Consider the following 25,048-nt stretch of genomic DNA (forward strand, 5'->3'; position numbering starts at 1 on the left):
GTGGGTCAGACACCGCCCCCGCCCGGCTCGACAACCTCCCCCGCCCCGCCCCCCTCCCCCTGCCCCCACCCCCTCCTCCCCGGGCCGTCAGTGGCCGGGAGCGTCGCACCGCGTCAAGGTCTTCAGCGCCTCCTCTGCCTCACTCATGATCCGGTCCACCAGCTCGGCGCACGACGGCAGATCGTCGATCACCCCGGCGACCTGCCCCGACGCCATCACTCCCAGGTCCGTGCGTCCGTCCACCATCGCGGCCTTCAGCAGCATCGGCGTGTTCGCGGCCAGCAGGACCTGACTCCAGGCCAGATGCCTGCCGTGTCTCAGGGCGAGGCCGTCGCGGACCATGTCCGTCCATGTCAGCCCCGACAGCTTCCGGAAGCGCGCCGCCCGGCGCCCCGCGCGTGCCAGCGCCCGGGCCCGGCCCGCGCGCTCCAGCGACTCGACGAACGGGGTGCGGAGCATACGGTGCGGCAGGCCGTCCACGGCCCTCGTCACCGTGATGTCCTGCACCGCCGCCGCCAGATATCGCGCCTTCACCGCGTCCGGGACCGTCGAGTCCGAGGTCAGCAGGAACCGGGTGCCCATCGCGACCCCCGCCGCTCCGTACGCCAGCGCCGCGACCAGGCCGCGCCCGTCGTGGAAGCCGCCCGCCGCCACCACCGGGATGTCCACGGCGTCCACCACCTGCGGCAGCAGCACGCTCGTCGCCACCTCGCCGGTGTGACCGCCGCCCTCGCCGCCCTGTACGACGACCGCGTCCGCACCCCAGGCGGCCACCTTCTCCGCATGCCGCCGGGCACCCACTGACGGGATCACGACCACCCCCGCCGCCTTCAGCTCGGCGATCAGCTCCCGGGACGGCGCCAGTGCGAAGGACGCCACCCGCACGCCCTCCTCGATGAGGATCCGCACCCGGGCGCCCGCGTCCCCGGCGTCCGCGCGCAGATTCACCCCGAACGGCGCGTCCGTCCGCTCCCTCACCTCCCGTATCGCCTCCCGCAACCGGTCGGCCGTCATGGTTGCGGACGCCAGGATTCCCAGCGCTCCCGCGCTAGCCGTGGCGGAGACCAGACGTGGCCCCGCCACCCAGCCCATCCCCGTCTGGACCACCGGATGCCGCACCCCCACCAGCCGGGTGAGCGCCGTGTCCATCAGCGCCCCCCGCCCTCGGCAACGCGATCCGGGACCTCCCGCTCCCGTATCCCCTCCGGATCGATCACTTCACGGATCAACCGCAGCTCCTCGGGCGTCGGTTCCCGCGTGCGGGGTACCTCGTCCGGCACCGTCAGCTCGAAACCCGTCGCCGTGCGCGCCTCCTCCACCGTCACTCCCGGGTGCAGCGAGGCCAGCCGCATCGAGCGGTCCGGGGTGGCGAAGTCGAAGACGCCGAGGTCGGAGACCACACGCCGGATGTCATGGAAGCGGGCCGTGGCGGGCGAGCGAGCCGCGCGGTCGTACCCCACGCCGCAGACCAGGTCGACCCGCTCCACGAACACCCGCCGGGAGTGCCTCGCTATCCAGTAACTGGTCGGGTTGTTGAGGGTGTTGACCGGTGCCCCGCGCATCCCCAGCAGCTGTCGGCGAGGCCTCGCCCAGTCCCCGATGCACGAGATGTTCTGGTTTCCGAAGCGGTCGATCTGGGCGGCGCCCATCATCACATGCCGTCGGCCGCCGGTGACCAGCGCCAGATGCTGCCGGTACGGCAGCCAGCCCTCCACCGTCCCGTCGGCGCCCACGAGCATCGCCTCACCGTCGGTGAGCAGCAGCTCCGGCGAGAAGGTGCCCCGGGCGAGCCGCGCCCCGACGGAGGGGACGGCACCCATGGGACTCGCGAGGATCTCGCCCGCACCGTGCCAGGCCTCGGCGCAGGCGATGACGCAGTACTCGGCGCGGGTGACCGCGTTCATGACCGCTCCCGGTGCCAGGCCCGTACCGCCGACTGGTAGGCGTGTTCGTCGCCGGTGAGGAACCGGTCGGCGAACTCGGGCCAAGCGGTGGTCGCGTAGTGCCGCTGAAAGGCCTCGTCCCGTTCGTGGTCGGGCGCGCAGGACGTGAAGTGCGCGCCATGGGGGGCCTCGACCACACCGGTCACGGTGTGCCGTTTGATCAGCAGGGTCTGCGGTGCGGCCTCCTTCGTCAGCTCCGCCGTGTCCACGATCCGCTCGCACGAGACATAGGCCGCGTCGGCCGCCTCGCAGAACAGATCATCGAAGTACGGGTCCGGGCCCAGATACTGGCCGTTGCCCAGCCGGTCGGCGCGGTTGACATGGACCAGGGCGGCGTCCAGTCGCAGCGCCGGCATGGCGACGAACTCCTCGCCGCCGTCCGGCTCCCGCATGCCCGCGCCGGTGGCCTCCCCAGCGGCTTCCCTGATGGCGTGCTCCGGCCCGCCGGACGCGCCGGTCGGCTGCTCGCCGAACAGCCACCCGTCCCCGTACGGCGAAGTGACCGTCCGCAGCCCGGGGTTGACCCGCAGCACGTCCGAGCCGACGCCCGCCCGCACCGGCAGGAACGGCAGCCGGTTCGCCGCCGCGTGCAGCCCCCACATGAACATCGCCTCGTCGACCTCCACCAACTCCAGTGCGCCGCCCTCACGCGCCGCGCGGTAGTGCGGTTCGAGCGGGATCGAGTCGAGGGTCGCGAACGCGGCGACCAGTCTGCGGATCCGTCCCGCGGCGGCGAGCATGCCGACGTCCGGGCCGCCGTAGGAGACGACCGTGAGATCGGTGATCCGGGAGCGGAGCAGCGCCCGCACCAGGGCCATCGGCTTGCGGCGCGAGCCCCAGCCGCCGATGCCCAGGGTCATGCCGCTCTCCAGCCGGGAGACGACCTCGTCCGCGGTCATCGTCTTGTCCCTCATCTAGGTGCCCTCCTTCCCGAAGGCGTTCCGGACCCGGTCGGCGACGCCGCCGGTCTGAGCCTCGAAGGTGAAGCCCTGCTCGAAGCGGTAGCTGCGGCGTACGTCCACCGGGTCGATGCCGTTGATGGCCTCCTTGGCGAGCCGCAGCAGCTCTCCGTCCTTGGCGGCGATCTCACGGGCCAGTTCCAGCGCGGCGGCACGCAGGCCGTCCCGTGGCACGACCCGCCACACCGAACCGTGCGCCCGCAGCTGGGCCGCCGTCACCGTGCGCGAGGTGTAGTACAGGGTGCGCATCAGATGCGGGGGCACCAGGCGGGCCAGATGCGTGGCCGCGCCCAGCGCACCCCGCTCCAGTTCGGGCAGCCCGAAGACGGCGTCCTCACTCGCCACGATGGCGTCCGCGTTGCCCGCGAGTCCTATCCCGCCGCCCAGGCAGAACCCCTGCACCGCCGCCACGACCGGCACCTCGCACTCGTACACCGCGGCGAACGCAGCGGAGCATCCGCGGTTGGCCCCGATCAGCGCGGGGCCGCCCTGCGCCCGTATCTCCTTGATGTCCACACCCGCGTTGAAACCGCGTCCCTCCGCGGCCAGCACGACACAGCGGACCTGGGGGTCGCGGCCAGCCGACCGCACCGCGTCGGCCAGGGAGAACCAGCCGGTCACCGGCACTGCGTTCACCGGCGGGAAGTCGACCGTGACGACGGCGACCCCTTTTTCCGGGCACGAGGTGGAGACACCCATGGGCGCATCAGCTACCTTTCCACCAAACATTTGTTAGGTGCCTCGAAGCTAGCAGCCATCGGATTCCGCCGGGAGGCCCTGTGGACAACTCGGACGGCACGGCCGGTATGACCGGTGAGACCGGTACAGCTGGTACGAACAGCGCGACCGGCGCGAGCCTGCGGGGCAGGGTCGCCGTCGTCACCGGCGGCACGCGCGGCGTCGGGGCGGGGATCACCCGGTCGTTCGTCGCGGCCGGGGCCGATGTGCTGGTGTGCGCCCGCCGGCCACCCGAAACCCTCCTGCCGGGAAGCCGGTTCGCCCGGCTGGACGTTCGCGACCCTGCCGCCGTACGGCAGTTCTTCGACGCGCTGCCCCGCCTCGACGTGCTGGTCAACAACGCGGGTGGCGCCCCCTACCGGCTCCTCACCGACGTCGGACCCGAACGGCACGTCCGGGTCCTCGAACTCAACCTCGTCGCACCGCTGACCGTCTCCCTCGCCGCGTACCCCCACCTCAGGCGTGCGCGGGGATCGATCGTCATGATCGGCAGCGTGAGCGGGGGCCGCCCTTCACCGGGCACCGCCGCGTACGGCGCGGCCAAGGCAGGCCTTGAGAACCTGGCCCGCTCCATGGCCGTGGAGTGGGCTCCGCAGGTGCGGGTCAACACCCTCGTCGTAGGCATGGTCCGCACCGAGCTGTCCCATCTCCACTACGGCGACGAGGATGGTGTCGCGGCCGTCTCCCGGACCGTCCCGCTCGGACGACTAGCCGAGCCGTCCGACATCGGCGAGGCCGCAGTCTTCCTCGCCTCGGACGCCGCCGCGTACATCACCGGCGCCAGCCTGCTCGTGCACGGGGGAGGAGAGCGGCCCGCGTTCCTGGACGCTGCGACGGTCAACAGGGGACTTGGGGCGCCAGGTTGAGACAGCGGATCGAGACGGCAGGCTGCGACGACATGGACGGAACAGGCGGCGCGGACGGAACAGACGGAACAGGCGGCACAGATGGAACGGACGGAACGGACGGAACGGACGGTAGAAGCGACATAGAGACAAGTCGATCCATCACCACGAGTCACTCGCACTCGCCACGGCCCCTCAAGGAACGAGGGCGGCGGAGAAAGTGCAGAAAAAGAAGGGGGTACGACGTGACGGGTATCGCCGACGGCCGGGTGGTGATCGTCACCGGGGCGGGCCGTGGTCTGGGCCGTGCGCACGCCCTCGCGTTCGCCGCCGAGGGTGCGAGAGTCGTCGTCAACGACCTCGGGGTCGGCCTCGACGGCGCCCCCGGTGCCAGCCCGGCCGGGCGGGTCGTCGAGGAGATCCGCGCGGCCGGCGGCCAGGCGGTCGCGCACGGCGGCGACATCGCGACCGGCGCCGGGTCGGCCTCCCTGGTGGCGACCGCCCTGGAGGCGTACGGACGCCTCGACACCCTCGTCAACAACGCCGGTTTCCTGCGGGACCGGATGCTGGTGAACCTCGACGAGGACGACTGGGACGCCGTACTGCGCGTCCATCTCAAGGGTCACTTCCTGGCGCTGAGGCACGCCGCGGCGCACTGGCGGGCCGAGGCGAAGGCAGGGCGCGTGCCGTGTGCCCGGGTCGTCAACACCAGCAGCGGCGCGGGGCTGCTGGGCTCGGTCGGGCAGGGGAACTACAGCGCCGCCAAGGCCGGGATCGTCGCCCTGACCCTGGTCGCGGCGGCGGAACTCGGACGCTACGGCGTACAGGTCAACGCCCTCGCGCCCGCCGCACGCACAAGGATGACCGAGCGTACATTCGCCGAGACGATGAGTGCCCCCGCCTCGGGCTTCGACGCGATGGCCCCGGAGAACGTCTCGCCCTTGGTCGTCTGGCTCGGCTGCGCCGCGAGCGCCGGTGTCACGGGCCGAGTCTTCGAGGCCGAGGGGGGACGGATCACCGTGATGGAGGGATGGCGGCCGGGCCCGACCGCCGACGCGGGGGCGCGGCGGACACCGGCCGAGACCGGGGAGGCGGCCCGGAGACTGCTGGCCCGGGCCGAGCCCCCGGGGGCGGTGTACGGGGCGGAGTAGAGCTGCCCGGGCCGTGTACGGGAGGGAGTGGCGGGCCGGGTCGCGGCGGCTACCCCCTGGCCAGGCCGGGTCGGGTCGGCTAACCCCTGAGCGGGCCGGGATCCCCCTCCAGCAGCGCCACTATCGCGCGGTGCCCCGTCTGACGGTTGTTGCCCGCCGCCGGCCGGCCGTCGCGCAGGAGCGCCACCTCCACGGTCATCGTGCCGGGCTCGTCCTCCCGGCGGCTGGTGACGTACTCGTACCCGGGTCCGTACGCCTCCTCCAGGCCCGCGCGGAGTTCCTCCTCGACGTCCAGCGTCAGCCACCGCCGGGCCTCGGCCAGGGCCTCCTGCCGCGCCCGTGCCCCGTGCGCCAGCAACTCCCCTACGCAGCCAGGAGAGCCGCGCCGGGCGGCCGCCACCAGCGGGGGATCGCCGCCGGGACCGGGCAGGTCCGGGTCCGCGCCCGCCGCCAGCAGCGCCCGTACGACTGCGGTGTGTCCGCCATGCACCGCCCAGGTCAGCGCCCGGAATCCGTACTCCTCCCGCAGGTCCGGCGCGGCCCCGGCGGCCAGCAGCGCCCCTACGGCCTCAACGTGGCCCCCGCAGGCGGCCCCGCACAGCGGCGCGTCGGCGCCCGAGCTGAGGCGGTCGGGGTCGGCGCCCGCCGCCAGCAGCAGCCGTACGATTCCCGGTGCGTCGCTCACCGCCGCCAGGTACAGGGGGGTCTGGCCGTCGGCGTCCACCGACTCGGGATCGGCGCCCGAGCGCAGCAGCCGTAGGACCGCGTTCTCGTCCCCTGCGTACACCGGCGCGAACAGTCCGGGCGGTTGGTGCGTGTTCATGCCTCGACCCTCGCTCGCCAAGGGGCCCGCGGGCAAAGGCATTTCGGGTGTTCTGTGCCACCTCCGCGGTGCTTCCCCGTCCCCTGCGGCAGCGGCCGGGCCTCAGGTCAGGTGTCGCACTCCAGCACGGTCCGGCACAGCCCGCAGCGGGCCCGCACCCGACCCCGCACGGGCACTCGGATCCGCTGGTGGCAGGTCGGGCAGGGGAAGCAGACGCCCAGCGGGCCACGGCCGTCCGAGGTGAAGGAGTAGGGCACGCCGGGATGTGAGCCGGGCGCGGAGTGGTCCTGGGCGTGCCGGCGGTCCCTGGCATAGCGGCGGCGGCCCGCCCAGCCGGCCGCCGTCAACGGGGGCTGCTGCTCGTCGCGGCGGGCCTGGGCCAGGCCCTTGGTGTACGCCGTGTACGCCTGCGGGCTGGTGAACCAGATCGCGGGGTCCTCGCCGAACAGCAGCGCGCGCTTGGCGAGGACGTAGCCGAACTCCTCCGGGGTGAGATAGCCGAGCTTCTGCGACGACGCGCCGTCCTCGCGGAAGGCGTCGAGGAGCAGCCAGCCCGCGCCCAGGTAGGTCGCCGCCGTGTCGGTGAGGATCTCGTTGTCGCGCGTGCCGGGAAAGGACAGGTCGAGGCGGTGCAGATACACATGCATCACCTCGTGCGCGAGGGCCGCGCCGATGTCCCGGCGGTGGGTGCGGAAGCGGTCGTTCAGCTCCACGAAGTACTCGGGACCGGCGGCGAGTTCGACATGCGCCGCGTGGGTCATCTCGCGGAAGCTGACGATCATCCGGGCGTCCGGCAGCCCGTAGTGGCGCACCATCTCGTGCGCCACGCGCTGCGCGCCCAGATGCAGGTCGTCCTGGTCGGAGAAGGCCACATCGGCGGGGGCCACGCTGGTCGCGAAGGTGCGGACGGTGTCGTACGAGAGCCGCTTGTACAGCGCGGTGACGGCCGCCCGCACCGTGTCCAGATGCGGATAGCCGTGCTCCACCGGTCCGCCGTTCGCCACGTCCGCACCCCCTGAAGACGCCAGCTCTGCCTCCACTGTAGGCGCGCTTCCTGTCGGCTGTGGGGCGCGCGCGGGCGGACGGCCGTCGCGGCGTACGCGAGCTGGCCGGAAGCGGTTCTTGCCGCCCCGCCCGGTTCTCTCAATAATCCGTAAAGGCTTGGCGGGAGCATGTCATAAATGATAGTCGCGGGCTGCCGCCGGGCGATCAACCCCCCACGAAAGGAAGCACGGTGAAGCTTCTGAAGAAGACCGGCATCCTCAGGAGAGGCCTCGCGGCCGTCGCGGTCGCGCTCGCAGCCCTCTCGCTCCAGCCCCTGTCGGCGCAGGCGGCTCCCCGGCCCGTCGTCGGCGGGACACGCGCCGCCCAGGGGGAGTTCCCGTTCATGGTGCGGCTCTCCATGGGCTGCGGCGGGGCCCTCTACGCCAAGAACATCGTCCTGACCGCCGCGCACTGCGTGAACGGATCCGGCACCAACACCTCCATCACCGCGACCGCCGGCGTAGTGGACCTGCAGAGCAGCAGCGCGATCAAGGTGAAGTCGGCCAAGGTGCTCCAGGCCCCGGGCTACAACGGCAAGGGCAAGGACTGGGCGCTGATCAAGCTCGCCCGGGCCGTCGACCTGCCCACGCTGCCGATCGCCACCGGCACCGCGTACAACAACGGCGACTTCACCGTCGCCGGCTGGGGCGCGGCGCGCGAGGGCGCAGGCCAGCAGCGCTATCTGCTCAAGGCGCAGGTCCCCTTCGTCGACGACGCCACCTGTCAGCGGGCGTACGGCAACGATCTGGTGCCCGGCGACGAGATCTGCGCCGGGTTCCCGCAGGGCGGCGTCGACACCTGCCAGGGCGACTCCGGCGGGCCCATGTTCCGCAAGGACGCCACGGGCGCGTACCTCCAGGTCGGCATCGTCAGCTGGGGCGAGGGCTGCGCCCGGGCCGGCTACCCCGGCGTCTACAGCGAGGTCTCGACGTTCGCGGCGGACATAGCGCGGGCTGCCGCCGGCCTCTAGCGGAGGACAGGCATATGACATAACGCACTCCCTGAAGAGGGCGCCCGCGGCCCGCGCCGTGCCGCGGGGGCCCTCCCGCGGACCGCCGCTCTCCGGCCGTGCAGGCCCCCGGACGGCTCCCACGCGCGCGTGCACCGCGGTGCACGCGCGGGCGGCGGAGTTCCGGCGGCCCCGAGGAGACGATCCGCAGTCCGGACAGGAATGGGAGGGCGCCCGCGCGCCCCGTAGGGTGGACGCCCATGACCACCCGCAACACCGCCACCGGCGATGTCGACCCGGCCGTCCGTGCCGAACTCGACCGGCTTCGCGACAGCATCGACAACATCGACGCCGCCGTCGTCCATATGCTCGCCGAACGCTTCAAGTGCACCCAGCAGGTCGGCCACCTCAAGGCCGCGCATCAGCTGCCGCCCGCCGACCCGGCTCGCGAGGCCGCCCAGATCGCCCGGCTCCGCCGGCTCGCCGAGAGCGCCAAGCTCGACCCCGCCTTCGCCGAGAAGCTACTCAACTTCATCATCGCGGAGGTCATCCGCCACCACGAACGCATCGCCGACGACGCCACGTCCACCGCCGACACAGCGGGGAAGTGACCGCCGGACGCCGATGAGGCCTCCCGCGCGTGGGCGGCTCTTCCTGCGCCGAGCGAGTTCCCACGCGCGTGGGCGGCTCTCCCCGCGCCGACCCGGCTCCCGCACCGTCGGGCCTCCCGCGCCCACCCGCCCGTGCAGGCCCTCCGGACGTCCGGTCGCCCGTTCGGCCGAGTGACTCTTTGTCAGGTCAAAGGAACACACGGTAGGACGGATCGGGCATAAGCTGGTTGCCCAAACGAGGGGACGTCGGGCCATGCCGTCTGATGCGAGGATTCTCATCGTCGACGACCACGAGGACACGCTCTACGCCCTGGAGAGCGCACTGGCCCCGCTGGGCTACCGGCTGACCTGCGCGACCAGCGGCGACGATGCGCTCAAGGAGGTCCTGCGCGGCCAGGTGGGCCTTCTCCTCCTCGATGTGCGCATGCCCAGGGTGAGCGGACTCGACGTGGTGCGGTACATGCGGCGCGTGGAGCAGACCCAGCACATTCCGGTCGTCCTGCTCACCGGCTTCGGCACCGACGCCGAACTCACCTCCGCCGCCTTCGGCCTCGGCGTCGCCGACCTGCTGCTGAAACCCGTCGACCCCTGGGCCCTGCGCACCAAGGTCCGCTACCTCTACGGCGCCCACCAGCGCTCCCAGGCCCTCGAACAGGAGGTGCGCGCCCTGCGCGCCCGGCTCAAGGCGTCCGGCGCGCCCCCCAGCCGCGCCCTTCCCCACCCGGACGCACATGTGCCGGGCCAGCGCGAGGACGCCTTGGCCGACCCGTCCCCCGAGATCACCGCGGCCCGCCACGAGAGGCACGCATAGGCGGCGCGAGGCGCGCGGCACGCCGAGGAGGGGGCGTGCGCGCCGTACGAGGGACGCAAGCAGGTGGTGCCGGGGGCGAACAAAGGACGCGTACCGGACCGCCTCTGTGCGCTGTCGGCGGCATCAGGCAGCATGTCCCTCATGTCCGTACTGACGCGCGACGAAGCGCAGACCCGTGCCCGGCTCCTCGACGTCCACCGCTACGCGATCGAACTCGATCTGACCTGCGGCGACGAGACCTTCGACTCCCGTACCGTCATCCGCTTCACGGTGCGCGGCGACGGGCCGGCGGCGGACACCTTCGTCGAGCTCAAGCCCGCCGAGCTGCGCTCCGCCACGCTGGACGGACACCCCCTCGACCCGAAGACCCTCGTCGAGAACCGGCTGCCGCTCAGGGGCCTCGCGCCGGGCGAGCACGAGCTGCGTATCAACACCGCCATGCGCTACTCGCACACCGGCGAGGGCATGCACCGCTTCACCGACCCCACCGACGGCGAGACCTACACCTACACCCAGCTGTTCCTGGACGACATCCAGCGGGTCTTCGCCGCCTTCGACCAGCCCGACCTCAAGGCCGTCTTCGACGTGACCGTCAAGGCCCCCGAAGGCTGGAACGTCCTGGCCAACGGCATCGCCACCCACGCGGGCGACGGCATCTGGCGCGCCGCCGAGACCCCCCTCATCTCCACCTACCTGGTCGCCGTCGCCGCCGGCCCCTGGCACTCCGTGCGCACCGAGCACCGCGGACTGCCCTTCGGCATCCACTGCCGCCGCTCCCTCGCGCCGTACCTCGACGCCGACGCGGACGAGCTCCTCGACATAACCCGCCAGTGCTTCGACCGCTACCACGAGAAGTTCGAGGAGCCCTACCCCTTCGACTCCTACGACCAGGCGTTCGTCCCCGAGTTCAACGCCGGAGCCATGGAGAACCCCGGCCTCGTCACCTTCCGCGACGAGTTCGTCTACCGCTCCGCCGTCACCGACGCCCAGCGCCAGACCCGCGCCATGGTCATCGCCCACGAGATGGCCCACATGTGGTTCGGCGACCTCGTCACCCTGCGCTGGTGGGACGACATCTGGCTGAACGAGTCCTTCGCCGAGTACATGGGCTACCAGACCCTCACCGAAGCCACCCGCTTCACCGACACCTGGACCGACTTCGGCGTCGCCCGCAAGGCCTGGGGATACGAGGCCGACCAGCGCCCCTCCACCCACCCGGTGGCCCCCGACGCGGTCGACGACACCGCCTCCGCGCTCCTCAACTTCGACGGCATCTCCTACGCCAAGGGCGCCTCCGCGCTGCGGCAGCTGGTGGCCTGGCTCGGCGAGAAGGACTTCCTCGCCGGTATCAACACCCACTTCGCCCGCCACCGCTTCGGCAATGCCACGCTCGCCGACTTCGTCGACTCCCTGGCCGCCGCCACCGAACGGGACGTGCACGCCTGGGCCGAGTCCTGGCTGCGCACCACCGGCGTCGACACCCTCACCCCGCGCCTCACCCAGGCCGACGACGGCACCTGCTCCCTCACCGTCGACCGCGACGGCAGCCGCCCCCACCGCATCGCCGTCGGCCTCTACGACCAGGACCTCGCCGACGACGGGGCCCTCACCCTGCGCGAACGCATCGAGCTGGACATCCCGCAGACCGCGCCGCAGCCCCTCGGCAAACGCCCCGCCCTGCTCCTGCTCAACGACAACGACCTGACCTACGCCAAGGTCCGCTTCGACCCCGACTCCTTCCAGACCGTCCAGAGCGCCCTGTCGGCCCTGCCCGAGCCGCTGAGCCGCGCGGTCGTGTGGAACGCCCTGCGCGACGCCGTACGCGACGGCCGTCTCCCCGCCACCGCCTACCTGGACACCGCCCGCACCCACCTCCCGCAGGAAACCGACCTGGCCCTCGCCGAAGGAGTCCTCGCCTTCGCCTCCGCCCAGGTCGCCGACCGCTACCTGCCCCCCGAGGAGCGGCCCGCTGCCGTCGCCGCCCTCACCCGCCTGTGCCGCGACCTCATCCGCCGCACCGAGGACGGCTCCCACCCCGGGCTGCGGCTGATCGCCGTACGCCACTTCATCGACGCCGCCGCCCATCCCGACACCATCGCCGCCTGGCTCGCCGACGGCACGGTGCCCGGCGGACCCGAACTCGACCCCGAGCTGCGCTGGCGCATCCTGGGGCGCCTCGCCGTCCTCGGCGCCGTCGACGAGGCCACCATCGACGGCGAACTGGCGCGCGACCCCAGCGCCACCGGCCAGGAAGGCGCCGCCCACTGCCGCGCCGCCCGGCCCGACCCCGAGGCCAAACGGCGCGCCTGGGACGCGATGTTCACGACCGATGAGCAGAGCGATCTGTCCAACTACCTCTTCACGGCCACCGCCAAGGGCTTCTGGCAGCCCGAACAGGCCGACCTCGTCGCCGAGTACGTCGACCGCTACTGGACCGACGCACCCGCCCTCGCCGCCCGTCGCGGCCCTGCCATCGCCGTTGCCGCGGGCCGCTGGGCCTTCCCCCGCTACGCCATCGACGCGGACACCCTCCGCCGAGGCGAGAAGTGCCTGCGCAAGAAGGACCTCGTCCCGTCCCTGCACCGCAGGCTCGTCGACGAACTCGACGACCTGGCACGCGCGTTGCGCGTCCGCGAGGCGTAGTCCGCATCGGTTGGCCGGCGCCCCTCACCGGGCGCCGGCCGGCCCGAGCACACCCGCCTCGCGCCCCACCCGGCACCACCCCGCGGCACCTCAACCCGACGTTTCCCGCTCACGGCGATACCCCCTCCCGGCCGGATCGTTGTCCTCTGCGAGCGGGCGAACTCCCTCGCATGCAGGCCTGATTCCCCCGCCCCATGCCCGGAGGACGTCCCATGAGCTTGCCACCCCTCGCCTCAGGCCCCGAAGGCCCCAGCGCCCTCGGGCCGTTGCTCGCCACCGTCCTCGACGCCCTCCACGAAGGCGTACGGCTGCGTGGCGGGCCGCTGCCCGCGGGCGGTCCCGCTGCGGTCGCCGCACGGGTCCGCGACGCCGTCGGCGACGTACTGCCGCACACGGGCGACCCGGACGCCGTCCACACCCTCGTACGCGCCTTCGCCGAGGGCGCCGCCGACCCCGCCGACCCCCACTGCGCCGCCCATCTGCACTGCCCGCCCCTCGCCGTCGCCACCGCCGCCGACCTCGCCGCCTCCGCCCTGAACCCCTCCCTCGACTCCTGGGACCAGGCCCCGGCGGCCTCCGAACTGGAGTCCCTGGTCACCGCGGCCCTCGCCCAGGAGGCCGGCGCGGCCACCGCCCTCGTCACCACCGGCGGCACCGAGTCCAACCAACTCGCCCTCCTCCTGGCCCGCGAAGCCCACGGCACGGTCCGTCTCGTCTGCGGAACAGCCGCCCACCACTCCCTGACCCGCGCCGCCTGGCTCCTCGGCCTGCCCGAACCCGTCGTCCTCCCCACCCCGCGCGGCACCCTCGACCCCACCGCCCTCGCCGCGGCCCTCACCGGCCTGCCCCATCCGCGCGGACCCGTCCTCGTGGCCGCCACCGCCGGCACCACCGACGCCGGACTCATCGACCCCCTGCCCGCCATCGCGGACGTCTGCGCCGCCCACGGCGCCCGCCTCCACATCGACGCCGCGTACGGGGGCGGACTCCTCTTCAGCGACCGCCACCGCCCGAAGCTCACCGGCCTGGACCGCGCCCACACGGTCACCCTCGACCTGCACAAACTCGGCTGGCAGCCGGTCGCCGCCGGCCTCCTCGCCGTCCACGACCCGCACGACCTGCGGGCCCTGCGCCACCGCGCGGACTACCTCAACGCCGACGACGACACCGAAGCCGGCCTGCCCGACCTCCTCGGACGCTCCCTGCGCACCACCCGGCGCCCCGACATCCTCAAGATCGCCGTCACCCTCAAGACCCTCGGCCGCAACGGACTCGGCGCCCTCGTCGACCACGTCTGCACCCGCGCACAGGACCTCGCACAGCTCATCTCGGCACACCCCGCCTTCGAGCTGTACGCCCCGCCCACCATCAGCACCGTCCTGTTCCGGCCCGCCGGAGCCCGCGACGACACCGTCGCCGCCGTCCGCCGCATCCTTCTCCACGACGGCCGCGCCGTCCTCGGCCGCGCCCGGTTCGACGGCCGCCTCTGGCTCAAGGCCACCCTCCTCAACCCCCACACCCGGCCCGGCGACCTGGCCGCGCTCCTGAACCTGGTGGAAGGAAGCACGCCCCGATGATCCACCTCCCGCACCACGACCCCCAGGCCCCCCGCGACCTGGTCGGCATCGGCATCGGCCCGTTCAACCTCTCCCTCGCCGCCCTCGCCCACCCCCTCGCCGAACTCGATACCGCCTTCTACGAACAGCGCCCCGGCTTCGACTGGCACCCCGGCCTCCTCATCGACGGCGCCACCCTCCAGGTCCCCTTCCTCGCCGACCTGGTGACCCTCGCCGACCCCGCCAGCCCCTGGTCCTTCCTCAACTACCTCAAGAGCCTCGACCGCCTCTTCCCCTTCTATTTCGCCGAGCGCTTCCACATCCAGCGCGCCGAGTACGACGCCTACTGCCGCTGGGTCGCCGGCCACCTCCCCGGACTCCACTTCGGCCACCGGGTCGACAGCGTCCGCTGGGACCCGGAGTACGAGCTCTTCGAGATCGACTTCACCCGCCTAGGCCCGGACGGCGAGGACGAGGCCCTCGGCCGCACCCGGGCGCGCGCCGTCGTCCTGGGCGTCGGCACCGAACCGCACGTCCCCCAGCCGCTGGGCCCCCTCGTCGACACACCCGGTGTCCCCGTCATCCACGCCGCCGACTACCTGCGCCACCGCGAGCAGTTCCTCACCGCCGGCCACATCACCGTCGTCGGCGCGGGCCAGTCGGGCGCCGAGATCTTCCTCGACCTGCTGCGCCACCGGCCCGTCGGGTGCGAGAGGATCCACTGGCTCGCCCGCACCGAGGCGTTCGCCCCCATGGAGTACTCCAAGCTGGGCCTCGAACACTTCACGCCCGACTACACGCGCTACTTCCACGCCCTCGCCGAACCCGTGCGGGACCACCTCGTCTCCACCCAGTGGCAGCTCCACAAGGGCATCGACGCCGGCACCAGCGCAGCCATCCACGACGAGCTGTACCGCCGCACCCTGCACGGTGGCTGGCCCGACGCCGTCCTCACCCCAGGCGTCCATGTCCGCACCGCGCAACGCCTTCCCACCGGCACGATCGAGCTGCACCTGGAACACCCCCAGCAGAACGCCCGCTCCCGCCTCACCACCGACGCCGTCGTGCTCGCCACGGGCTACCGCGAACGCCCCCTGGACCGCATCCTCGCCGGACTCGCCCCCCACCTGTGCCGCGACAACAACGAACGGCCTCACATCGACGACCAGTTCCGCATGCTCCTCGCCCCCGCGGTCACCGGCCGCCTCTACGTCCAGAACGCCGAACTCCACACCCATGGCGTCGGCACCCCGGACCTCGGCCTCGCCGCCTGGCGCAGCGCCACCATCCTCAACTCCCTCACCGGCAAGGAGCCCTACCCGCTGCCCCGGCGCACCGCCTTCACCACCTTCGGACTGCGCCACCCCGCTTCGAGGCCGTCCGTCCCCGCGGCCCGAGGCCTCACCCCGCTCGCCGAGGGACGGTAGGCGGACCGGAAGCCGCGGGTGCCGGCGAACCCGGCCCGCCTCCCACACCCCCCGAACGCCGGCGGCGCCGACACGCAACCACCGCGCCGACGCCGCCGATCCGTCCCGCTCCGCGGACCCGAACAGTCCCGAACCTCAGAAGACCGACGTGCCGCCCCGCGTGAGCCGCCAGTCCACCGACGCGAAGTCCTTCGGGTCCAGCACACCCTTCGCGGTCACCCACTCCGCGATCCGGGTCCGGATCTCGGTCGACTCGGACCACAACTCCTTGGCCGAGGCCACATACGGGAAGGCGCCGCCGCCGTTGGCACGGTAGTTGTTCACCGCGAGCACGAACTGCCGGTCGTCGTCCAGCGGGGCACCGCCGTAGGTCAGGTTCTTGATGCGGGACCCCGCCGCCTGCGCGATGTCGATGTCGTAGCGCAGCCCCGACACATAGTCATAGTTGTAGTCCGGACGGCCGCCGGCGTTGGTCAGCTTCTCCACGTCGACCGCAGCGTCCGCGGCCGTCTGCACGAAGTACTCCGCCGAGTACTCCAGGTACGCCCGGATCTGCGCACCCGTCATCAGCTTCGCCACCAGCGTGTTGTCGTAGACGTACAGGCTCGACAGATCCCGGATCGTCACCTCGCCCGCCGGGATCTGCGAGGTGCGCGAGAACGGCGACGCCTGCGCGATCACCGGCAGCGACGCGTACTCCGTGCCCGCCAGCGCCGCCCTGACGACGTCCTCCTGCACCTTGGCGATCAGGTCGATGATCGGAGCGTCCTGGTAACGCGCCACCACCGTCGTCAGTGTGTCCGTCGCCCGGCCGACCACCTGGTTGACGTACTTCACCACGGCCGCGTGCTCGTCGGACAGCAGCGTGGTGATCTTCGGGTCGTCGGCGACCGTGCCCGCGTTGCGCAGGGAGGCGGCGACGGACTCGACCTGCCACCTACCCTTCTCGAAGACCAGCTCGATGTCGAAGAGGGTGAGCCGCTCCCCGTAGCACAGCGGCTCGGACAGCACGACCGCCTTCCCCGTGCGCTCGTTGACGACCTTCAACTCCGGGATCTCCACGTGCGCGTGGCCCACCAGGATCGCGTCGATGCCCGGCACCCGCCGGGCCACATCGGCGGCCGCGTTCTCGACGTACGGCAGCTGGTCACCGTACGACGACGTCCCGGAGGCACCGGAGTGCGCCGACACCACCACCACGTCCGCGCCCATCGACCTGAGCTTCGGCACCCACTTCGCCGCCTGCTCCTCCAGCCCCGGGAAGGTCAGCTTCCCCTGCACATACGCCTTGTCCCAGATCGCGATGCCCGGGTTGGTCAGACCGAGCACCGCGACCTTCACCGGCGGGGCGCCCGGCACCCGGAACCGCTTGATGAAGTACGGCGGGAACGCCGGGCGCTGCGTCCTCGCGTCCAGCGCGTTCGCGCCGAGCAGCGGGAAGTGACACTGCGACTCGAACTTCCGCAACGTCTCGATGCCGTAGTTGAACTCGTGGTTCCCGAGCGCCACCGCGTCGTACCCGATCGCGTTCATCGCCTGCGCCATCGGGTGCACCGGGCCGCCCTTGGCCGTGATCGGGTCGACCCTCGCGTAGTAGTACGTCAGCGGAGTGCCCTGGATCGTGTCACCCGCGTCCAGCAGCAGCGTGTTGCAGTGGCCCTTCTCCTTCCTGACCTGGTTCACCAAGGTGGAGATCCGGGCCAGGCCCATCGCGTTACGCGCGGTGTCCGTGTACTCCGCGTCCTTGAAGTAGTCCCAGTTGAAGACGTGACCGTGCAGATCCGTCGTCCCCATCACCGTCAGCGCGTACCGCTTCGGGCCCTTCCTCGCCGAGGCCGCGGGCGACGCCTGGGCCGCCGGAGCCGCCGCGGCGCCGGCCAGCGCCGCTCCCGCCCCGGTCATAGCGGATCTCTTCAGGAACTTCCGGCGATTCAACGGCATCTCTTGCACTCCTCGGCACATGGTCAACGACGCGCGTAGATTTTGACCCGTTCATGGCCAGCCGAAACAGACCCCGGAGGTCTCGATCCGGTGACCGCTACATGGCGCCACGTCAGGCCACCGGTGACAGAGTGGGGCGCATGACCTCCACCCCCGTGGAACCCCAGCCGGCCCCCGTCCCCTACGGCACCCCGGACGCCCCCCGCCTCGCCGTCCGCGGCGAGGCGCATCTCGAGGTCGACCCCGACATCGCCCGCCTCGGCATCACCGTCGGCGCACGCGGCACGGACCGCCACACCACCCTTGACGACCTCACCCGGCGCAACACCACGGCCCTCGACCTCGTCCGGACCTGCTCCGACACCGTCCGGCGGCTGGAGACCGGGCACTTCACCCTCAGCCCCGAACTGACCGAGGGCGGCCACGGCGAACGCGTCCACGCCTACCACGGCCGCGTCCACATCACCGCCGAGCTGACCGACTTCACGGCGCTCGGCGAACTGACCACCCGTCTGGCCGCCCTCGAACTCACCCAGGTGGACGGCCCCTGGTGGGACCTCCACCCCGACTCACCCGCCCACGGCGAAGCCCGCCGGCAAGCCGTGCACGACGCGGTGCGACGCGCCCGCGCATACGCCGACGCCCTCGGCACCACCCTCACGGCCCTCGTCGAACTCGCCGACATCGGCGCGGAGAACGCCGAGCGGCCCGCCTACGCGGCCCGGTCCGCGCGCCGGACCGCCCTCGACGGCACGGACCTCGGGGACGGGGGCGCCGCCCTCGCTCTCGAACCCCGGCGGCAACATGTCCACGCCCGGATCGACGCGCGATTCATCATGGCGCCGCCGCGACTGTGACCACCCGGCAGCCACCCGGCATCACGGGGATCATCGAAATACGAGGCGCGAGGGAAAACCATCCGTATTTCGCTCCGGGATGCTCATCGGAGCGCGCCACCGCACAATTCAACACTTGTCAATAAGGCTTCACGCAAAGGTTGTTGAGTAGTCACGCGCAACGAATTCTCTACCCGCCGGTAAGGCATACGCTCGAAGCATGCGCCGAGCGAAGATCGTTTGTACATTGGGGCCCGCCACCGACTCGTACGACCAGATCAAGGCACTGGTCGAGGCCGGAATGGACATCGCCCGCTTCAACCTCAGCCACGGCAGTTACGCCGACCACGAGGAGCGCTACCAGCGCGTACGCAAGGCTTCCGACGAGACCGGCCGCAGCGTCGGAATCCTCGCCGACCTTCAGGGCCCGAAGATCAGACTCGGTCGATTCGCCGAAGGACCCGTACTCCTTGAACGCGGGGACACCTTCACCATCACCGTGGAGGAAGGCGTCGAAGGAGACCGCCAGACCTGCGGAACCACCTACGCCGGTCTCGCCTCCGACGTCACCCCCGGAGAACGCGTCCTCGTCGACGACGGCAAGGTGTGCCTGGAGGTCACCTCCGTCGACGGCCCCCGGGTCCGCACGACCGTCGTCGAGGGCGGCATGGTCTCGGACCACAAGGGGCTGAACCTGCCCGGCGTCGCCGTCTCCGTCCCCGCGCTCTCCAAGAAGGACGAGGACGACCTGCGCTGGGCCCTGCGCACCGGCTTCGACGTCATCGCGCTCTCCTTCGTCCGCAGCGGCCGGGACGCCAAGGACGTCCACCGCATCATGGAGGAAGAGGGCCGCCGCCTCCCCGTCATCGCCAAGGTGGAGAAACCGCAGGCCGTCGAGAACATCGACGAGATCGTGGCGGCCTTCGACGGCATCATGGTGGCCCGCGGCGACCTGGGCGTCGAGATGCCGCTCGAACAGGTGCCCATCGTCCAGAAGCGTGCGATCAAGCTCGCCAAGCGCAACGCCAAGCCCGTCATCGTCGCCACCCAGATGCTCGACTCGATGATCGAGAACTCGCGCCCCACGCGCGCCGAGGCCTCGGACGTCGCGAACGCCGTCATCGACGGCACCGACGCGGTGATGCTCTCCGGCGAGACCAGCATCGGCAACCACCCCATCGAGACGGTCCGGACGATGGCCCGCATCGTCGAGGCGGCCGAGGAGGACATCCTCGCCAAGGGGCTGCCGCCGCTGACCGAGAACAGCAAGCCGCGCACCCAGGGTGGCGCCGTCGCCCGCGCCGCGGCGGAGATCGGCGACTTCCTCGGTGCGAAGTTCCTGGTCGCCTTCACCCAGTCGGGCGACACCGCCCGCCGGCTGTCCCGCTACCGCTCCCCGATCCCGCTCCTCGCCTTCACCCCCGAGCCGGCCACGCGCTCCCAACTGAACCTCACCTGGGGCGTGGAGACCTTCCTGGGGCCGCACGTCGACTCCACGGACGCGATGGTCGAGCAGGTCGACGAGCTGCTGCTGAAGTACGGCCGCTGCGAGCGGGGCGACACCGTGGTGATCACGGCGGGCTCCCCGCCCGGAGTGTCGGGCTCGACGAACATGGTCCGGGTCCACCACATCGGGGAGGACGACGGCCCGAGATGAGCGGCGCGCACACGAAGGGCCCCTCTTTTTGATGGGGCCCTTTGCGCATATCGTCAAAACTTGAGGCCGACGTGGGCGTCGAGGAGGGCGACGGAGGCTTTGATGGTGCGGCAGCCGTCGGAGTGGATGAGACCGCGGATGAACTCCCAGGGGTGGGCATCGACGATGTCCCGCTGCCAGGACTCCAGGACGATCCGGCACTCGTGCTTCTTGCCGGGGCCGTGCTGAGGGAAGAGGCAGGGCCAGTGCTTGCTGGAGCAGCTGACCGCTACGCAACCCTGTCTCCCGACACGGAAGACGCTGTTCGACGGGCGCACGGCACGCATCGCTTCCTCACATGCGTCGATGATGCCCGGCCAGGCCCTGTCCAGGACGACGCGCAGGAGGTAGACGTCTCTGCGGTGAGGACTGATGCAGCCGTCGCCGAGATAGAGGCCGAGAAGGGAGGCGTATGTCGCAGGGGTTTCCGGTGAACCCGGGACGTCCTGACACCTGGGGCAGGGATTGCCCGCGCGGGGGCCGGCTTCGCTGCGCGTCCGCCAAGAGCGGATCGCATACCGGGAAATCCCCGTCGCCTTGCTGACAGAGTTCAGACTGCGTCCCTCAGTCACCAAAGCTCGCGTGTGCCCATGTCGTACATGGGTCCACTCTGTGTGACCGGTCATCTCTGTGTGCAGCAAAAGGTGGACGTTCACGAGAACGAGAACGTCCACCTCTGGATAGTGACCTTGGAATCTTAAGAAAAGTGCCCCGGGTGGGATTCGAACCCACACCGTATGCTGTTTGAGAGCACTGCCTCTGCCGATTGGGCTACCGGGGCCCAACGAATCGAAGGTTGACCCCGACCCGCTGCCTGTCCACCATACCGTAGCTAGGTAGGCTTCTGGGAGCAGTAATTGCCTGCCCTGGAACAAGGAGCCCGAGTGACCGCCCCCGAGTCGCCCCAGCCCGTTGCCGACGACGACAAGTCGCACGTGCCCCCGATGACGACCCGTGTTGTCATCGCGGAGGACGAGGCGCTCATCCGGCTCGACCTCAAAGAGATGCTCGAGGAAGAGGGCTACGACGTCGTCGGGGAGGCCGGTGACGGCGAGCAGGCCGTGGAGCTGGCCCGTGAGCACCGGCCCGACCTGGTCATCCTCGATGTGAAGATGCCGAAGCTCGACGGCATCTCGGCGGCCGAGAAGATCGCCGAGGAGCGCATCGCCCCGGTGTTGATGCTGACCGCCTTCTCGCAGCGCGACCTCGTCGAGCGTGCGCGCGACGCCGGTGCCATGGCGTACCTCGTCAAGCCGTTCAGCAAGAGCGACGTCGTGCCGGCGATCGAGATGGCCGTCTCGCGGTTCAACGAGCTGAAGACGCTGGAGAAGGAGGTCGCGGACCTCACTCAGCGGCTGGAGACCCGCAAGCTGGTGGACCGCGCGAAGTCGATCCTCCAGACGGAGTACGGGCTGACCGAGCCCGCCGCCTTCCGCTGGATCCAGAAGACCTCCATGGACCGCCGGATGTCGATGCAGCAGGTCGCCGAGGCCGTCATCCAGGACGCCCAGGAGAAGAAGACCTCCAAGGGCTGAACGACGCGTACTGCATACGGCGAGGCCCGCACCCCCTGAGGAGGGGTGCGGGCCTCGCCGTATCGGTCCGGGCCTGCGGTCAGTCCTCGCCGAGGTACGCCTTGCGCACCGACTCGTCGTGCAGCAGGTCCTGCCCGGTGCCGGAGAGCACGATGTTCCCGACCTCCATGACATGACCGTGGTCGGCGAGCGACAGCGCCGCCTGGGCGTTCTGCTCGACCAGGAGGATCGTCGTGCCCTGGGACTTCAGCTCGGCGATGGTCGCCATGATCTTCTGCATCATGATGGGGGAGAGGCCCATCGACGGTTCGTCGAGCATGAGCAGCTTCGGCTGGGACATCAGGGCCCGGCCCATCGCCAGCATCTGCTGCTCGCCGCCGGAGAGGGTGCCCGCGGCCTGCTTCCTGCGTTCCCCGAGGATGGGGAAGAGGTCGTAGGCCCGCTGGATGTCCTTCTCGATGCCGGGCTTGTCGCTGCGCAGGAACGCCCCGAGCCGCAGATTGTCCTCGATGGCCATCCGGGGGAAGATGTGCCGCCCCTCGGGGGAGTGGGCGAGCCCCAGGGAGACCACCTGATGGGCGGGGACCTTCTTGAGCGATCTTCCGTTGAACCTGATCTGGCCGCCGACCGGCTTGAGCAGGCCGGAGAGCGTGCGCAGGGTGGTGGTCTTGCCGGCGCCGTTGGTACCGATGAGGGTGACGACCTCGCCGGCGTCGACCTTGAAGGAGATGCCCTTGACGGCTTCGATCTTGCCGTAGGCGACCCGGAGGTCCTCGACTTCGAGCAGTGCGGTCATCGGTCGTTCTCCTTGCCGGGCGCGGCATCCGTCTGGGCCTCGGCCTGCGCCTCGGCAGCCTCCACCTCGGCGGCCTCCTCGTCGCCGGGGGCGTTCTCGAAGGGCTCGCCGAGGTAGGCGGCGATGACACGCTCGTCGCCCTGGACGGTCGCGCTGTCGCCCTCGACGAGCTTCTCGCCCTGGACGAGGACGGCGACGCGGTCGCAGAGGTTGAAGATGAAGCGCATGTCGTGCTCGATGACGAGGACGGCGATGCCCTTGTCGCGGATCGCGAAGACGAGTTCCTCGGTGGCCCGGGTCTCCTGCGGGTTCATGCCGGCGGTGGGCTCGTCGAGGAGCAGCAGGCCCGGCTCGCTGGCGAGGGCGCGGGCGATCTCGAGCTTGCGCTGTTCGCCGTAGGGGAGGTTGCGGGCGAGGTGTTCGGCCTTGCCGGCGAGGCCGACGAACTCCAGGAGTTCCATGGCGCGTTCGCGGGAGGCGGCCTCCGCCCGGTGGAAGCCGGGTCCGCGCAGCACGGCGGACCAGAAGCCCTCTTTGGTGCGGGTGTGCCGGCCGACCAGCACGTTCTCCAGGACCGTCATGTTGGAGAAGAGACGGATGTTCTGGAAGGTGCGGGCGATGCCGGCGGCGGTGACCTTGAAGGACTTGGGCGGCAGGACGTTGCCCCGGTAGCGGACCTCGCCCTCGGTGGGGACGTACAGGCCCGTGAGGCAGTTGAAGAAGGTGGTCTTGCCGGCGCCGTTGGGGCCGATGAGGCCGACGATCTCGCCGCTGTTGACGGTGAGGTCGACGCTTCGTACGGCGGTGAGGCCGCCGAAGCGCATGGTGACGCCGCGTGCGTCGAGCACGACCTCGCCGGGGGCGGTGGCGCCCGGGGTGGCGTCCTGGGTGGTGGTGTCGGTGGTCATGGTGGTCAGGCCCCTGTCGTGCTGAGGACTGTGGGCGCTTCCGCCTCTTCGTGGAATTCCAGCTGGCGGCGCCGGTTGGGGATGAGGCCCTCCGGACGGAAGCGCATCAGCAGGATGAGGGCGACACCGAAGGCGAAGAGCTGGTAGTCGCCGAGGAACTGGAGCTTGTTGGGGATGAGGAAGAGCAGTGCGGCGCCGATGAGGGGTCCGCTGATGGTGCCCATGCCGCCGAGGACGACCGCGGCGAGCAGGAAGGCCGAGTTGGGCGGGATGGGGCCGGCGAAGAGGTACTGCTCGGGGGTGACCGTGTAGGTGACGTGTGCCTGCACGGTGCCGGCGAGGCCGGCGAGGGAGGCGCCGACGGCGAAGGCGATCAGCTTGACCCGGAAGCCGTTGATGCCCATGGCGAGGGCGGCGGTCTCGTCCTCGCGGATCGCGACCCAGGCGCGGCCGATGCGGGAGTTGCCGCTGCGCCGGAAGACGAGCACGACGACGGCGGTGATGATCAGCATCAGGAAGAAGTAGTTGGCGAAGCGGCCGATGGTGAACCCGACGATGTCGTGCTGGGCGCCGAAGTCGAAGCCGAGGATGTCGAGGTTCGGGATCGACGCGATGCCGTTGGAGCCGTTGGTGATGTCCGGACCGGAGGTGCCGTCCAGGTTGTTCGCTGTGATCCGGAAGATCTCACCGAAGCCGAGCGTGACGATGGCGAGGTAGTCGCCGCGCAGACGCAGTGTGGGGGCGCCGATGAGCACGCCGAACACGAGGGAGGCGGCGGCGCCGATGAGGACGGCGGCCCAGAAGGGGAAGTGGACGTGGAACGGCGAGTTGGGGGAGCCGGAGACCAGGGCCGCGGCGTAGGCGCCGACGCCGAGGAAGGCGACGTAACCGAGGTCGAGGAGGCCGGCGAGGCCGACGACGATGTTCAGGCCGAGGGCGACGGTGGCGAAGATGAGGATGTAGACGCCGAGGGTCGCGTACTGGTCGTCGGTCTGGGTGAAGGGGAACAGCGCCGCCGCGACGAACGCCCCGCAGGTGGTGATGTTCTGGTGGCGGGCGGTGAGCTGGGAGGCCTGGTTGATCAGGCCGGCCTTGTTCAGGGCGGCGAAGCCGAAGCCGGCGGTGAGCAGGAAGCCGATGAAGAGTTCGTCGTACTCGGTGCCGATGCCGTAGGTGAAGACGATCAGTCCCAGGGCCAGGATCCCGACGATGATCAGGATCTCGGCGTAGGCGGGCAGTGTGCCGAGGGGACGCGGAGTGCCCGAGGCGAAGGCGGCCTTGACCGTCTCCCACTGGTGGGCGGCCTTGCGCCTGAAGCGTTCCCCGGAGGTCTCGTCGGGGTCGGCGGGGTCGGGCACGGGCCGCTGGAAGGGCAGGGCCAGGGCGCCGATCAGGGTGGCGAGGCTGGTGACGGCCACGAGGTAGCCGCCGGGTTCGAGGTTGACGACTCCGCCGAGTTCGACGCTGATCGCCAGGACCGTGTACCAGGCGGTGGCGAAGGTGGTGAGGGCGGCGAACTTGAGGGCCCCGTCGGCGCCGGCGGGCACGAGCCAGCCCAGGCCCTTGATGTCGTAGGAGGCGAGGGCGAACAGGGTGGTGAGGACGCCGCCGATGAGGACGAGGACCTGGAGGCCGCCCGGGTAGCCGTAGACGGTGAGGTCGCCGGGGAAGTCGGCGGTCCAGGTCCAGGAGAGGAAGGTGGAGATGATGGTGAGGGCGCCGCCGGCGGTGGCGAGGGCGCGGCCGATGTGCGGCGGGATGCCGATGAGACCGGACGGGGTGCCCGCGGCGGGGGTGCTCGGGGTGTCGGGTGCGGTGGTCTGTGTGGTCATCGGT

22 protein-coding genes and 1 tRNA gene are annotated in these 25,048 nt (G+C 71.1%); 11 read left to right on the forward strand and 12 right to left on the reverse strand.

All coding sequences use genetic code 11. The features are described 5' to 3' along the window. Positions 1–87: 87 nt before the first annotated feature. From AB0L95_RS08655 to AB0L95_RS08670, 4 genes are read right to left on the reverse strand one after another with little or no spacing between them, the layout of a single operon-like run. The gene (locus tag AB0L95_RS08655; protein WP_365158983.1) at positions 88–1,149 is read right to left on the reverse strand and encodes a nitronate monooxygenase; all 1,062 of its coding nucleotides are present in this window, start codon (positions 1,147–1,149) and stop codon (positions 88–90) included. Then, complete coding sequence (locus AB0L95_RS08660) at positions 1,149–1,904, reverse strand: CoA-transferase (RefSeq protein ID WP_365158987.1); 756 nt, start codon at positions 1,902–1,904, stop codon at positions 1,149–1,151. Before AB0L95_RS08660 ends, AB0L95_RS08655 begins: the two co-directional genes overlap by 1 nt. Beyond that, positions 1,901–2,857, reverse strand: a complete 957-nt coding sequence (locus tag AB0L95_RS08665) for a CoA-transferase (RefSeq protein ID WP_365158990.1) — start codon at positions 2,855–2,857, stop codon at positions 1,901–1,903. Before AB0L95_RS08665 ends, AB0L95_RS08660 begins: the two co-directional genes overlap by 4 nt. Then, positions 2,858–3,601, reverse strand: coding sequence for an enoyl-CoA hydratase family protein (locus AB0L95_RS08670; RefSeq protein WP_365158993.1), 744 nt, complete (start codon positions 3,599–3,601; stop codon positions 2,858–2,860). Between the two features lie 107 nt (positions 3,602–3,708). Here AB0L95_RS08670 and AB0L95_RS08675 point away from each other — a divergent pair, with 107 nt between their 5' ends. Next, complete coding sequence (locus AB0L95_RS08675; protein ID WP_365159621.1) at positions 3,709–4,506, forward strand: SDR family oxidoreductase; 798 nt, start codon at positions 3,709–3,711, stop codon at positions 4,504–4,506. 224 nt (positions 4,507–4,730) lie between these two features. Next, a complete protein-coding gene (locus tag AB0L95_RS08680) occupies positions 4,731–5,636 on the forward strand; it encodes an SDR family oxidoreductase (RefSeq protein ID WP_365158996.1) in 906 nt (301 codons plus the stop codon). Positions 5,637–5,715: 79 nt separating this feature from the next. Here AB0L95_RS08680 and AB0L95_RS08685 read toward each other — a convergent pair whose 3' ends face one another. Both AB0L95_RS08685 and AB0L95_RS08690 read right to left on the reverse strand, forming a co-directional pair. Next, positions 5,716–6,459: an ankyrin repeat domain-containing protein gene (locus AB0L95_RS08685; RefSeq protein WP_365158999.1), complete on the reverse strand. Its 744-nt coding sequence runs from the start codon at positions 6,457–6,459 to the stop codon at positions 5,716–5,718. 107 nt (positions 6,460–6,566) lie between these two features. Beyond that, positions 6,567–7,463 carry a hypothetical protein gene (locus tag AB0L95_RS08690; protein ID WP_365159002.1) on the reverse strand — a complete coding sequence of 299 codons (897 nt, stop codon included), beginning with the start codon at positions 7,461–7,463 and terminating at the stop codon, positions 6,567–6,569. A gap of 230 nt (positions 7,464–7,693) precedes the next feature. On the opposite strand from AB0L95_RS08690, the gene AB0L95_RS08695 reads away from it, so the two are divergent. The 6 genes from AB0L95_RS08695 to AB0L95_RS08720 all read left to right on the forward strand — a co-directional run bounded on the left by AB0L95_RS08695 (position 7,694) and on the right by AB0L95_RS08720 (position 15,500). Then, the gene (locus AB0L95_RS08695; RefSeq protein ID WP_365159005.1) at positions 7,694–8,473 is read left to right on the forward strand and encodes a serine protease; all 780 of its coding nucleotides are present in this window, start codon (positions 7,694–7,696) and stop codon (positions 8,471–8,473) included. A gap of 239 nt (positions 8,474–8,712) precedes the next feature. Continuing rightward, positions 8,713–9,063 (forward strand): chorismate mutase, encoded by a 351-nt coding sequence (locus tag AB0L95_RS08700; protein ID WP_365159007.1) that lies wholly within the window; start codon positions 8,713–8,715, stop codon positions 9,061–9,063. A 253-nt stretch (positions 9,064–9,316) separates the two neighbouring features. Continuing rightward, a complete protein-coding gene (locus AB0L95_RS08705; RefSeq protein WP_365159010.1) occupies positions 9,317–9,874 on the forward strand; it encodes a response regulator in 558 nt (185 codons plus the stop codon). Between the two features lie 132 nt (positions 9,875–10,006). After that, a complete protein-coding gene (gene pepN / locus AB0L95_RS08710) occupies positions 10,007–12,517 on the forward strand; it encodes an aminopeptidase N (protein ID WP_365159013.1) in 2,511 nt (836 codons plus the stop codon). Positions 12,518–12,729: 212 nt separating this feature from the next. Beyond that, a complete protein-coding gene (locus AB0L95_RS08715) occupies positions 12,730–14,094 on the forward strand; it encodes an aminotransferase class V-fold PLP-dependent enzyme (protein WP_365159015.1) in 1,365 nt (454 codons plus the stop codon). Beyond that, positions 14,091–15,500 carry a SidA/IucD/PvdA family monooxygenase gene (locus AB0L95_RS08720; protein ID WP_365159018.1) on the forward strand — a complete coding sequence of 470 codons (1,410 nt, stop codon included), beginning with the start codon at positions 14,091–14,093 and terminating at the stop codon, positions 15,498–15,500. The genes AB0L95_RS08715 and AB0L95_RS08720 overlap by 4 nt, the downstream gene beginning before the upstream one ends. Before the next feature lie 135 nt (positions 15,501–15,635). Here the strand turns inward: AB0L95_RS08720 and AB0L95_RS08725 are convergent, their stop codons facing one another. Next, complete coding sequence (locus AB0L95_RS08725) at positions 15,636–17,441, reverse strand: 5'-nucleotidase C-terminal domain-containing protein (RefSeq protein ID WP_365159021.1); 1,806 nt, start codon at positions 17,439–17,441, stop codon at positions 15,636–15,638. Between the two features lie 140 nt (positions 17,442–17,581). Here AB0L95_RS08725 and AB0L95_RS08730 point away from each other — a divergent pair, with 140 nt between their 5' ends. Beyond that, positions 17,582–18,298 carry an SIMPL domain-containing protein gene (locus tag AB0L95_RS08730; protein WP_365159024.1) on the forward strand — a complete coding sequence of 239 codons (717 nt, stop codon included), beginning with the start codon at positions 17,582–17,584 and terminating at the stop codon, positions 18,296–18,298. A 199-nt stretch (positions 18,299–18,497) separates the two neighbouring features. Further along, positions 18,498–19,934 (forward strand): pyruvate kinase, encoded by a 1,437-nt coding sequence (pyk, locus tag AB0L95_RS08735; RefSeq protein WP_365159027.1) that lies wholly within the window; start codon positions 18,498–18,500, stop codon positions 19,932–19,934. Between the two features lie 53 nt (positions 19,935–19,987). Here the strand turns inward: pyk and AB0L95_RS08740 are convergent, their stop codons facing one another. After that, a complete protein-coding gene (locus AB0L95_RS08740) occupies positions 19,988–20,260 on the reverse strand; it encodes a hypothetical protein (RefSeq protein ID WP_365159030.1) in 273 nt (90 codons plus the stop codon). A gap of 420 nt (positions 20,261–20,680) precedes the next feature. Next, positions 20,681–20,754 (reverse strand) — tRNA-Leu (locus tag AB0L95_RS08745). Between the two features lie 103 nt (positions 20,755–20,857). Between AB0L95_RS08745 and AB0L95_RS08750 the strand changes: the two genes are divergently transcribed. After that, positions 20,858–21,508: a response regulator gene (locus AB0L95_RS08750; protein ID WP_365159032.1), complete on the forward strand. Its 651-nt coding sequence runs from the start codon at positions 20,858–20,860 to the stop codon at positions 21,506–21,508. A gap of 79 nt (positions 21,509–21,587) precedes the next feature. Here the strand turns inward: AB0L95_RS08750 and AB0L95_RS08755 are convergent, their stop codons facing one another. The 3 genes from AB0L95_RS08755 to AB0L95_RS08765 are packed head-to-tail and all read right to left on the reverse strand — an operon-like array spanning position 21,588 to position 25,044. Further along, entirely contained in the window at positions 21,588–22,304 is a 717-nt protein-coding gene (locus AB0L95_RS08755; protein ID WP_365159035.1) for an ABC transporter ATP-binding protein, read from the reverse strand. Next, positions 22,301–23,212: an ABC transporter ATP-binding protein gene (locus AB0L95_RS08760; protein WP_365159038.1), complete on the reverse strand. Its 912-nt coding sequence runs from the start codon at positions 23,210–23,212 to the stop codon at positions 22,301–22,303. The genes AB0L95_RS08755 and AB0L95_RS08760 overlap by 4 nt, the downstream gene beginning before the upstream one ends. Positions 23,213–23,217: 5 nt before the next feature. Next, positions 23,218–25,044 (reverse strand): branched-chain amino acid ABC transporter permease, encoded by a 1,827-nt coding sequence (locus AB0L95_RS08765; RefSeq protein WP_365159040.1) that lies wholly within the window; start codon positions 25,042–25,044, stop codon positions 23,218–23,220. Positions 25,045–25,048: the final 4 nt, after the last annotated feature.

Source organism: Streptomyces sp. NPDC052036 (genome assembly GCF_040680495.1).
Taxonomy (GTDB): Bacteria; Actinomycetota; Actinomycetes; order Streptomycetales; family Streptomycetaceae; genus Streptomyces.